The following is an 11,520-nucleotide window of genomic DNA, read 5'->3' as shown; positions in this document are numbered from 1 at the left end:
CTAATTAATCAATAAAATCAAGATCTTATTATGTTGTAACATAATACAAGCTGCGGTAATCCCATGGAGGCTTGCGTAAGTCCGGCACATCGTCGGCAGCTGCCTGAGAAGTGGGAAGCCTCGCCCGCTAGGGCGGGGAGCAGTCACCACACGATCTTTGAATAAGATCTTTGCAATAGAAGGTGCCGCTGTTTTTTGTGCTCTGTTAAAGTAAACAGCGTTACCTTCATTCACCTGCTGCCGGAGAGCGGCCCTTGGACACTCGTTTCCCCTTTGTAGATTGGTTTCGTAACGCCTCCCCATACATTAATGCGCACCGGGGGCGAACCTTTGTCATCTTGATTGAGGGCGAAGCCATGGCGTCGGGCCGAGGGGAGCAGCTCATCCAGGATTTAGCGCTGCTGCACACCTTAGGTGTGCGCTTGGTAGTGGTGTTCGGCATTCGCCCTCAGGTACATGAGGCACTGACTGCCGCTGGCGTAGAACCCACCCGGGTGGATGGCCGCTGGGTGGCCGATCGCGCGGTGATGGCCCACGTTGAGCAGGTAGCGGCGCACCAGCGGCTCTGGCTGGAAGCGCGGCTCTCGTTGGGGCTGCCCAGCACGCCGCTGCATGGCGTGGAGCTGAGCGTGATTTCCGGTAACCTAGTCACCGCCAAGCCGCTTGGCGTGCGCGAAGGCGTGGACTTCGATCACAGCGGCGAGGTGCGCCGGGTGCGCGCCAGCGCCATCGAAGGGCTGCTGGAGAAGGGCTCGCTGGTGCTGCTGCCGCCGCTGGGGTTCTCCAGCACCGGAGAAGTATTCGACCTGGACGCCTCGGAAGTGGCCCAGCACGCCGCCGTGGCCCTAAAGGCCGATAAACTGATTCTACTGGGCGAGTCGGAAGGATTGGAGGACGAGCAGGGCGCGCTCTTGCGCCAGCTTTCCCCTTTTGAGGCAGAGCCGCGCCTGCAGCAAGCCGCGCCGGGTAGCGAATTGGCGCGACACTTGAGTGCTGCCTGCACCGCCGCCCGTGAGGGTGTAGCACGCACTCACTTGCTCTCGTGGCGCAATCACGACGCGCTGCTGGGCGAGCTGTTCACCCGTGACGGCGTGGGCACCATGATCACCCAGCACCGCTACGAGCAGCTGCGCCCGGCCACGCTCAATGACGTGGCGGGCCTGCTGGAGCTGCTGGAGCCTCTGGAGCGGCGCGGCATGCTGGTGGCCCGCTCCCGAGAGCGGTTAGAGCACGAAATTGATGATTACATGGTGATTGAGCGCGACGGCATGGTGATCGGCTGCGCGGCGCTGCACGTCTTCCCCGAGACCACCGTGGGCGAGCTGGCCTGCGTGGCCGTGCATGGCAATTACCGGGGCGGCGAGCGCGGCGAGCGACTGGTCGAAGCCCTGGAACGACGCGCCCGCCAGCAGGGGCTTTCCGATATGTTCGTGCTCACCACTCATACCGCCCACTGGTTCGTGGAGCGCGGCTTCCGCGCCGCCAGCCTGGAAGACCTGCCCCCCCTCAAACGCGAGGCCTACAACCACGCCCGTAAATCCAAGGTGCTGGTGAAAAATCTGGCGGGTTAGTGGGGGAAACCGGCACCATGCGCGCTATCGACTACCTAATGACAATTTCCCGGCAGAAGCTGGGCGCGGCCACATCGCCTTTCAGCACCAGGCGGCGGCCTTCGGCCTCTACCAGCTGCTTGGTCTCTTCGGCGTCGCGGCTCTCCTTGAGGTGCACGATCACACTGTCGGCCCCTTCACGGGCGTAGTGCACGGCAATCACCAGTGCGGCGCTATTTCTGATAGCGCCGTTTTACTTCCACGTTCAAACGCCCCTCACCCAGCTTCAATTTGAGCAGCTGGCCCGGCTGAGTATCCTGGGCGCGGCGCACGATCTGGCCTTGTTCGTCCTGGGCGATGGCATAGCCACGGCCTAGTACTGCCAGCGGGCTGACCGCGCTGAGTGCCCGGGCGGCGCTGTGCAGGCGTGCCTGGCGCGCTTCCAGCTGGCGCTGTATGGCGCTGGCCAGGCGGCGTTGCAGGCGTTCGATGCGCTCGCTTTCTGCCCGGTGCAGCCGGGCCATGTCCTGGCTGGCCAGCCGACGGCCGAGCTGGCCAAGCTGGCGCTGCTGCTGGCTCAGCGTGAACTGCATGGCGCGCGCTAGCCGCTGGGCGAGGGCTTGCAGGTGCTGGCGCTGGTGGGCCAGCCGCTCTCCCGGGTGGCGGAGCCGAGCGCGCAGGGCGTCCAGCCGCTGGCTATCGCGCTCCAGGCGGGTTTGCAGGGCGCGCTGCAGGCGCTGTTCGGCCTGTTGGAGTTGGCGCTTGAGGGCGTGCTGGTCGGGCACCAGCCGCTCGGCGGCGGCGGAAGGGGTAGGGGCGCGCATGTCGGCGGCGAAATCCGCCAGGGTGACATCCACCTCATGGCCCACGGCAGACATCACCGGCAAACGGGAGTGGAAGATGGCCCGGGCCAAGTGCTCGTTGTTGAACGCCCACAGGTCTTCCAGGCTGCCGCCGCCTCGGGTGATCAGCACCGCATCCTGGGCGGGGTCGAGCCGCGTCTGGCGGTTGATCAGCGCTAGGGCAGAGATCATTGCCGGGGCCGCCTCTGCGCCCTGTACCGGCACGGGGATCAGCGTCACGTCGGTCAATGGCCAGCGCGCAGCCAGCACCGCCAGCACATCGCGGATGGCGGCGCCGCTGGCGGAACTCAGAATCAGCAGCTTGCGGGGCGGAAAGGGTAGCGGGCGGGTGTTGGCAAATACCCCTTCGCCTTCCAGCTGCGCCTTCAAGCGCTCGTAGGCCGCCAGCAGCTCGCCCAGCCCCGCCGCCTGCACGGCGTCGGCGATCAGCTGGTAATCGCCGCGGGGCTCGAACAGCGAGACCCGGCCGCGCAGCTTGACCTGGTCGCCATCGCGCATGGGGGCCGATACGAACCGTGCCCGCTGGCGAAACAGCGCGCAGCGCACCTGGGCGCGGTCATCTTTCAGCGTGAAGTAGATGTGCCCGGACGCCGGGCGCGACACATTGGAAAGCTCGCCTTCCACCCACACATCGCCCAAGTCGTTCTCCAGTGCCTTGCGCGCCTTGAGGTTGAGTTGACTGACCGATAGCAGGGGGGCGTTGGGAGCGCTCATGGGAGTTTCCAGTCGCGGGTGAAAGCGGGGATGCGGCCGCTCATTAGACAATACGTGCAGGGCGCACAGCAATGGCCCTGGCGGGTTCTCTGGCGTACCATGCGCGCGGAAGGTGGCGCTGCAAGATAAACGTCATCAAAATGTCACAAAACCGTGTTACGGTGCCCGCCGACACAGAAGTGTCATGAAAGCGTCACAATAGATGTTCACCAACAGGGCAGATTGCTCATGTCGAATCTCGGACCTTCACAAGATCGTCCTGCGCTGGCTCGCCAAGCGCCTCACGAAGTGCCCGCCTGGCTAAGAGGTATCTACGCTGGCTTGTGCTTGTATCTGTTCCTGGCTGCTCTGAACGTTTTGGGTGCGGGGTTAGGCACCTTCGGCAGCGACAGCGACGTTCTGACCCGCGCTTTCGCCTATGGCCAGAACCCCTTCATCGCCTTGATGGCGGGCGTGCTGGTCACCATGGTCGTGCAAAGCTCCTCGTTCACCTCGGCGCTGATCGTGACCCTGGTGGCCAGTGGCGAAATGACCCTGGGCACGGCGGTGTTCGCTATCATGGGGGCCAACATCGGCACGGCCGTCACGGGCGTCATCGTGGCGCTGGCCAACGTGCGCATCAAGCGTAACTTCCGCCGCTCGTTCACCGCGGCGCTGATGCACGACCTGTTCAACATCCTCACGGTGCTGCTGATCTTCCCGGTGGAGTGGCTGACCGGCATGTTCCACGAGCGCGGCTACGGCATCTTCACCCGCCTGGCCGCATGGCTGGCGGACCTGATTGGCCTGGAAGAAGTCGCCCGCCCCAACAGCCCGATCAAGACCATTACCGCTCCGGTGGTGGATGCCGCTAACTGGCTGGGCGCGGCGCTGATGCCCACCACCGCCGCCGCTGGGCTGATGGTGGCTGGCATCGGCCTGCTGCTGATGTTCGCCGCCCTGGTGTTCATGGTGCAGAACCTGCGCGGCGCGCTGCTGCGCCATATGGATGGCCTGTTCCGTACCTACTTCTTCCGTACCGATGCGCGGGCCTACGGCGTGGGCGTGATCTCGACCGTGCTGGTGCAGTCCAGCTCGATCACCAGCAGCCTGATGGTGCCGCTGGCGGGGGCAGGGGTGGTGCGCCTGCGCCGTGTGCTGCCGTTCATGATGGGGGCCAACCTGGGTACCACCGTGACCAGCCTACTGGCGGCGACCGCCAACCCGATTGCGGCGGCGATGACGGTGGCGCTGTTTCACGTTATCTTCAACCTTACCGGCACCGCGATCTGGTGGCCGCTGCGGGTCATTCCGTTGCGCATTGCCACCTGGTATGGACGCCTGGCAGGGCAGCACATTCGCTATGCGTTCCTGTTCCTGATCGGTGTGTTCCTGATCGTGCCGCTGGTGGGCATCACGCTGACCGAATTCTTTATCCGCCTGCGCTAAGCGCGGCCAGTTGAGGGGTTTCCCCATGTTCAAACAGCTTTTTAGTGCGCTTACCTCGGAAACCAGCATCGACCAGGCCTACGCGGACCTGACCCAAATGCTGGAGCATGGCGCCTGGATGTTCTCACGGGCCAACGAGGTGCTGTACAGCACCGTGGCCGCCGAGGACGTACGCACGCCCCTGTACGAGCGCGACGTGGCGGTCAACGAGCTGGAGCGCTCGATTCGCCGCAAGGTGCTGCGCCACCTGACCGTCAACCCCGGCCACGACGTGGCCATTTGCCTAGCGTTGATGAGCGTGGCCAAGGACGCCGAGCGTATCGGCGACTACTGCAAGAACGTCTTCGAGGTAGGCGTGTTCTACACCGAAGGCTTCCATGTAGACCGTTACCAGAAGCCCCTGGACAGCATCTCCGAGCGCTTGCGAGGGCTGTTTAGCGAGCTGATTGCGGCCACGCGCAACTCCGATGAGCAAAAGGCCCACGGCGTCATCACCGCCACCCGGGAGATTCGTCACATCAGCGACGAGCTGATCGAATCCCTACTGCGGGAAGAGGACAGCATCGAGTTCCACGAAGCCGTGGCCTACTCGCTGCTGGCGCGCCACTACAAGCGTGTGGCCTCGCACCTGGCCAACATCGCCACGGCGGTGACGGGCCGCCTGGAAGACCTCGACTTCCCCAGCGAAGCCGACGACCACGCGCTGGACTAAACCGCCCGCACCGCACCACAGTGGGCTTCGCCCAGGCCAACGCAGAGGGCCACCTTCAGCAGATCATCGCAGGATGGTTTGCTGGGGCGGCCCTCAAAACGTTATAATAGGCGATTAACTTTTTACGCCCCATCTTCCCACTTCTCAATGGGTGTTGCCGCTATGCTACGTATGGCCCAAGAAGCGCTTACGTTCGATGACGTACTCCTCGTTCCCGGCTTCTCCGACGTTCTGCCAAAGGATGTCAGCCTCAAAACCCGCCTGACCCGCAATCTCTTCCTGAATATTCCCCTGCTTTCCGCTGCAATGGATACTGTAACTGAAGCGCGTCTAGCCATTGCGATGGCTCAGGAAGGCGGCATCGGCATCATCCATAAGAACATGACCATGGCGCAACAGGCCGCTGAAGTGCGCAAGGTGAAGAAGCACGAAAGCGTCATTGTCAAAGACCCGGTCACCGTTAGCCCCAAAGCCAAGCTGGAAGACCTGCTGGCGATGGCCCGCGAAAACGGCTTCTCCGGCTTCCCGGTGGTAGAAGGCGAAACCCTGGTAGGCATCGTGACCGAGCGCGACATGCGCTTCCAGCCTAACGTGGGCGACAGCGTTGCCGACATTATGACTCCCCGCGAGCGGCTGGTAACAGTGAAAGAAGGCACCGACCTTGAAACTAGCAAAGCCAAGATGCGCGAACACCGCATTGAGAAAATGCTGATTGTCGATGACGCCTTCCATCTGCGCGGCCTGGTGACTTTCCAAGACATCGAAAAAGCCCGTACCTACCCGATGGCCGCTAAAGATAGCGACGGCCGCCTGCTAGTAGGCGCAGCGGTCGGCACCGGCCCGGAAACCCCGGACCGCGTCGCGGCACTGGCCGAAGCCGGCGTTGACGTGATCATCGTCGATACCGCCCACGGCCACTCCCAAGGCGTGATTGACCGCGTTCGCTGGATCAAAGAGCACTTCCCCGAGATTCAAGTGATCGGCGGCAACATCGCCACCGCCGCCGCTGCCAAAGCGCTGGCGGAAGCAGGCGTAGACGCCGTGAAAGTAGGCATCGGCCCCGGCTCCATCTGCACCACCCGCATCGTGGCTGGCGTGGGCGTACCGCAAATCACCGCCGTTTCTAACGTGGCGGAAGCGCTGAAAGAGTTCGACATTCCGCTGATTGCCGATGGCGGCGTACGCTTCTCTGGCGACTTGGCGAAAGCCATTGCCGCTGGCGCAAGCGCCGTGATGGTGGGTGGCCTGCTGGCCGGTACCGAAGAAGCACCGGGCGAAGTTGAGCTTTACCAAGGCCGTACCTACAAAGCCTACCGTGGCATGGGCTCCATGGGTGCCATGTCGCAGAGCCAGGGCAGCGCCGACCGCTACTTCCAGGACAAGGACGCCGGAGCCGAAAAGCTGGTGCCGGAAGGCATCGAAGGCCGCGTACCCTACAAGGGCATGATGAGCGCCATCGTTCACCAGCTGATGGGCGGCCTGCGCGCCTCCATGGGTTACACCGGCTGTCGCGACATTCAGGAAATGCGCACCAAGCCCGAGTTCGTACAGATTACCGGCGCTGGCTTTAACGAGTCCCACGTTCACGACGTGCAGATCACCAAAGAAGCCCCCAACTACCGGGTGAGCTAACCAGCGCATTAAGTTACACGGCGGCGGGCATTGCCCCGCCGCTTGCTTTTTAGCCAATGCGGCCCGTTCCGCGTTATAGAGGCTCCGCCATGAGTGACATTCACGCCCATAAGATCCTGATTCTCGACTTTGGCTCCCAGTACACCCAGCTGATCGCCCGCCGGGTACGTGAAATCGGCGTATTCTCTGAAATCCGCGCCTTCGATATCACCGAAGAAGAGATTCGCGAATACAACCCTAACGGCATCATCCTGGCCGGTGGCCCGGAATCCGTCACCGAGCTGGATTCCCCCCGCGCCCCGCAGTGCGTGTTCGAAATGGGCCTGCCGATATTTGGTATCTGCTACGGCATGCAAACCATGGCCGAGCAGCTAGGCGGCAAGGTAGAAGGCTCTAACCAGCGTGAGTTTGGCTACGCCCAGATTCGCCTGGACGCAGAAAGCGCGCTGTTCAAAGACATCAAAGACCACGTAGACGCCGCCACCGGCAACGCGCTGCTGGATGTATGGATGAGCCACGGCGATAAAGTCGCCAAAGCCCCCGACACCTTCACCGTGACCGCCTCTACCCCGAGCTGTCCGATTGCGGCCATGGCCTGGGAAGAGAAGCAGTTCTACGGCGTACAGTTCCACCCGGAAGTGACCCACACCCTGCAAGGCCAGCGGATTCTTGAGCACTTCGTGCTGGATATCTGTAAAGCCGAGAAGCTGTGGACGCCCGCGCAAATCATCGAAGACCAAGTACAGCGCGTACGCGAGCAAGTCGGCGACCGCCACGTACTGCTGGGCCTTTCCGGCGGCGTCGACTCTTCCGTTGTGGCTGCGCTGCTGCACAAAGCGATTGGCGACCAGCTCACCTGCGTGTTCGTCGATAACGGCCTGCTGCGTAAGAACGAAGGCGACCAAGTGATGGAAACCTTCGCCAAGCACATGGGCGTAAAGGTGATCCGCGTGGACGCCGAAGAGCTGTTCCTGGAGAAGCTGAAAGGCGAAAACGACCCGGAAGCCAAGCGCAAAATCATCGGCAACACCTTTATCGACGTGTTCGATGAAGAAGCCAGCAAAATCGAAGGCGTGGAGTTCCTGGCCCAGGGCACCATCTACCCGGACGTGATCGAATCCGCGGCCTCGAAAACCGGCAAAGCGCACGTGATCAAATCCCACCACAACGTGGGTGGCCTGCCGGAAACCATGAAGCTCAAACTCGTCGAGCCGCTGCGCGAACTGTTCAAAGACGAAGTGCGCAAACTCGGCCTCGAACTCGGCCTGCCCTACGATATGGTCTACCGTCACCCATTCCCTGGCCCCGGCCTGGGCGTGCGGATTCTCGGCGAAGTGAAGAAAGAGTACGCCGACATTCTGCGCGACGCGGATGCCATCTACATCGAAGAGCTGCGCGCCGCCGGTTGGTACGAGAAAACCAGCCAAGCCTTCGCGGTGTTCCTACCGGTGAAATCGGTAGGCGTAGTAGGTGACGGCCGCCGCTACGAATGGGTCATCGCGCTCCGCGCCGTCGAAACCATCGACTTCATGACCGCCCGCTGGGCGCACCTGCCCTACGAGCTGCTGGAGAAGGTTTCCAACCGGATTATCAACGAGTTGGAAGGCGTTTCGCGGGTGACTTATGATGTGAGCAGTAAGCCGCCTGCTACGATTGAGTGGGAGTAGCCGGCAACGACGGGCACTCTCTGGTAACCGTCTGTCAATGACAGGCGTTCATTCAACCCGGCGCCATTGCCGGGTTGTTTGTTTTTGGACTTTGATTAATTACCTGGAATTACCCGGTTTTTCTATTTGAACCTCAGTGCATCCACCAGCAAGCGAAACAGCGGGGATGATTGACGGCGACTCGGGTAATACAGGTAATAGCCGTCATAGGTGGTAAACCAGTCATTCAACAGACTGACCGGTTTTCCGCTGTGCAGTTCTTCTCTCACCATTGCGGTCGGCGCCCACGCTGGAAAAATGCCCCTGTTACAGAACGTTCAGGAGAGTTTTTGGAACCGGGTGTCAGCCGCTCGAAACCGGAGTAGCCGACAAATTCCGCAATATGCCGCATTGCTCGACTGTCCGACGGTTTGAACAGCTGCGGCGCAGCATTCTCAGTTGCTCGTTCAGTTTGGTTAGTTCCTGGATACGCGCCTCCACCTGCTCGATATGCCTATCCATCATCCGATTCACGTCATCACATTGTGCGCCGGGGGAACGGCTTAATCCCAATAATTGCCGGATCTCCGGCAAACTGAGATCCAGGCTGCGACAGTGCTTGATGAACAGTAATTGCTCAACGGCAACTTCATCGTACAGGCGAAAATTACCTTCACTGCGTTCTGCGGAGGCAATCAATTGTTCCTTTTCATAATGCCGGATGGTTTGCACGGAGCAGCCAGTCACTTTCGACAGTTCGCCGATTTTTATCATCTCTCAATATTCCGATTGACTCTATAGTTGTTATAGAGTTTATAGTGACCGTCTGTACATTCTCAAGGGCTTTTTTCGATGTCTGACCCGTGTAATGACAACTGCCAGAGCAACAAGATTGCCAGTGCCCCCACTTCTGGGATAGCGAATACTGATACGGCTTTTCAACATGGCTATGTCAGTGACTACCGGGTACCAAAAATGGACTGCCCGTCGGAAGAGGGGATGATCCGCATGGCTCTGGACAGTATTGAGCCCCGGGTTTTACTGGAGTTCGATACACCGAATCGGAAGGTGCGGGTATTCCATGGCGACAATGGGGCTGCCATCGAGGAGAGGATGCGTTCCCTGGGGCTGGGTGCCACGCTCGAAAAAACCACCCCGGCGGGGGAAGAGGATTTAGTCCTGGCCAGGGAGAAGGAAGAGGCAACCGCCCAGGTCGAAGCCGGTATACTGAAGTGGTTGCTGGCCATCAACGGCGTTATGTTCGTGGTTGAACTGACGGTAGGCTGGCTGGCGCAATCCACTGGCTTGATAGCGGATTCTTTGGACATGTTTGCTGATGCCGCGGTCTATGGCGTCGCCCTCTATGCGGTGGCGAACAGCCTTCGCACCAAGCTGCGCGCGGCGCATTTGTCAGGCTGGCTGCAGTTGATTCTGGCGCTGGGAGTCCTGGCTGAAGTCGGGCGGCGATTTGTTTTCGGCAGCGAACCCGTATCCGCGTTAATGATGGGTTTTGGTCTTGTGGCCCTGGCGGCCAACGTCTGGTGTCTGGTGCTTATCGCAAGAAACCGGCACGGCGGCGCACACATGAAAGCAAGTTGGATCTTTTCCGCTAACGATGTCATCGCCAATGTGGGCGTTATCGTCGCCGGTGTATTGGTCGCCTGGACGGGTTCCCGTTATCCCGACCTGGTTATTGGTCTGATCATCGGGCTGATTGTGCTGAATGGCGCCCGGCGAATTCTGCAACTGCGCTATTAGTCTCTGGTCCTTTCTCGCTGCTCGGATTCATGCCGGCAAAATTCCGCGCCTGGGCGGCCTATTAAAATAGTCGCCGCTCTCGCCGATGCTTATGGAGAATTTTCTGTCAACCGTGCCCATAGGTGTGGGCATCCTTGTGCATGTGGTCCGGGTGCTCGAATTCCAGTGTTGAATGACGTATGTTGAATTCCTGCGCCAGAGCCTGTTTTATCCTGTATTTGATATTCTCAAGCTGATCCCATGCACTTTCCTCGATAATCACATGGGCCTCCAGCGAGGCATCGTGTTCGCCCATCTGCCAAAAATGCACATGGTGAAGGTCGATAACGCCTTCGATGTTGGAGAGGGCAACAATGACGGCATCGGTATCGATGTCCACCGGGCTACCCAGCATGAGTGTTCTGATGGTGCCGCCGATTTCTGTCAGGCCCAGGTAGAGAATATAGCCCGCGATACCGATGGTGATGGCAGGATCAACCCAGCGCATGTCGTAGAGCAAAATAAGAGTCCCGCCAATGACCACGGCGACCGACGCGAGTGCATCCGACAGATTGTGAAGAAACAGTGCACGGATATTGACGCTGTCTTTCTGCATCGAATAGGTGAGCAACGCTGTCAAGGCGTCCACAGCCAGAGCGATACCACCAAGCCAGACGACCCACCAGCCCTTTACCTCTGGAGGATCGATTATCCGCATGCCACCTTCGTAAACCAGGTAGATCCCGATAATGATCAAGGTAGTGTAGTTGATGAGAGCTGCAACGATTTCAATGCGTCCGTAGCCAAAGGTCATCCTTGCGTCAGCCTGGCGGCGCGCAATTTTTTGCGCCGCGAACGCGATGACGAGTGCGGCCATGTCAGAGAAGTTATGCAAGGCGTCCGCGATAAGGGCGAGACTGCCGGCAAAGATACCTCCCCCAATCTGAGCCAGGGTCAGGATCCCGTTCGCCCAGATGGCGATGGCAACGCGTTTATCCTTGGTCTCGGGGGGTATATGCACATGGTCGTGACTCATTGGGTTAACCTAGTTGGTGGCTATTTATAAAGAGGCATCTGCTGTATTCAGCTTACTCTGTGCCTGGTCGCCTGTCTAGCGTCTCCCCACTTTTCCACAGGTGGTGCTGTAACTGCCTGAATAGCGTTGAAAATTTCAGTGCTATCAACGAGATCGGGGGCTTTCCCGCCGGTATCATGTTGTTACCCCTAACACCATGAAC

10 protein-coding genes are annotated in these 11,520 nt (G+C 60.2%); 6 read left to right on the top strand and 4 right to left on the bottom strand.

All coding sequences use genetic code 11. The annotated features are described in order from the left end of the window. Window positions 1–254 precede the first annotated feature (254 nt). Window positions 255–1,571: an amino-acid N-acetyltransferase gene (gene argA, locus L1249_RS16735; protein WP_235253770.1), complete on the top strand. Its 1,317-nt coding sequence runs from the start codon at window positions 255–257 to the stop codon at window positions 1,569–1,571. Between the two features lie 31 nt (window positions 1,572–1,602). Here the strand turns inward: argA and L1249_RS16730 are convergent, their stop codons facing one another. Beyond that, window positions 1,603–1,764: a hypothetical protein gene (locus L1249_RS16730; RefSeq protein ID WP_235253769.1), complete on the bottom strand. Its 162-nt coding sequence runs from the start codon at window positions 1,762–1,764 to the stop codon at window positions 1,603–1,605. Between the two features lie 19 nt (window positions 1,765–1,783). Beyond that, entirely contained in the window at window positions 1,784–3,127 is a 1,344-nt protein-coding gene (gene xseA, locus L1249_RS16725; RefSeq protein WP_235253768.1) for an exodeoxyribonuclease VII large subunit, read from the bottom strand. Window positions 3,128–3,355: 228 nt separating this feature from the next. On the opposite strand from xseA, the gene L1249_RS16720 reads away from it, so the two are divergent. The 4 genes from L1249_RS16720 to guaA all read left to right on the top strand — a co-directional run bounded on the left by L1249_RS16720 (window position 3,356) and on the right by guaA (window position 8,566). Continuing rightward, window positions 3,356–4,555 (top strand): sodium:phosphate symporter, encoded by a 1,200-nt coding sequence (locus L1249_RS16720; protein ID WP_074210981.1) that lies wholly within the window; start codon window positions 3,356–3,358, stop codon window positions 4,553–4,555. A 25-nt stretch (window positions 4,556–4,580) separates the two neighbouring features. Further along, complete coding sequence (locus L1249_RS16715; RefSeq protein ID WP_058578694.1) at window positions 4,581–5,267, top strand: phosphate signaling complex PhoU family protein; 687 nt, start codon at window positions 4,581–4,583, stop codon at window positions 5,265–5,267. Between the two features lie 162 nt (window positions 5,268–5,429). After that, a complete protein-coding gene (guaB, locus tag L1249_RS16710) occupies window positions 5,430–6,899 on the top strand; it encodes an IMP dehydrogenase (RefSeq protein WP_058578703.1) in 1,470 nt (489 codons plus the stop codon). A gap of 89 nt (window positions 6,900–6,988) precedes the next feature. Then, a complete protein-coding gene (gene guaA, locus L1249_RS16705) occupies window positions 6,989–8,566 on the top strand; it encodes a glutamine-hydrolyzing GMP synthase (protein ID WP_235253767.1) in 1,578 nt (525 codons plus the stop codon). A 342-nt stretch (window positions 8,567–8,908) separates the two neighbouring features. Here guaA and cadR read toward each other — a convergent pair whose 3' ends face one another. Beyond that, on the bottom strand, window positions 8,909–9,319 hold the full coding sequence (cadR, locus tag L1249_RS16700) for a Cd(II)/Pb(II)-responsive transcriptional regulator (protein ID WP_170968092.1): 411 nt from the start codon (window positions 9,317–9,319) through the stop codon (window positions 8,909–8,911). Between the two features lie 78 nt (window positions 9,320–9,397). On the opposite strand from cadR, the gene L1249_RS16695 reads away from it, so the two are divergent. Further along, on the top strand, window positions 9,398–10,303 hold the full coding sequence (locus L1249_RS16695) for a cation transporter (RefSeq protein WP_042924021.1): 906 nt from the start codon (window positions 9,398–9,400) through the stop codon (window positions 10,301–10,303). A gap of 106 nt (window positions 10,304–10,409) precedes the next feature. Here the strand turns inward: L1249_RS16695 and L1249_RS16690 are convergent, their stop codons facing one another. Continuing rightward, on the bottom strand, window positions 10,410–11,318 hold the full coding sequence (locus L1249_RS16690) for a cation diffusion facilitator family transporter (RefSeq protein ID WP_044630773.1): 909 nt from the start codon (window positions 11,316–11,318) through the stop codon (window positions 10,410–10,412). Window positions 11,319–11,520: the final 202 nt, after the last annotated feature.

Origin of the sequence: Halomonas sp. Cn5-12, assembly GCF_021532545.1 — a bacterium.
GTDB classification, from domain to species: Bacteria; Pseudomonadota; Gammaproteobacteria; order Pseudomonadales; family Halomonadaceae; genus Vreelandella; species Vreelandella aquamarina.
This window is presented reverse-complemented; position numbering and strand designations above follow the sequence as displayed.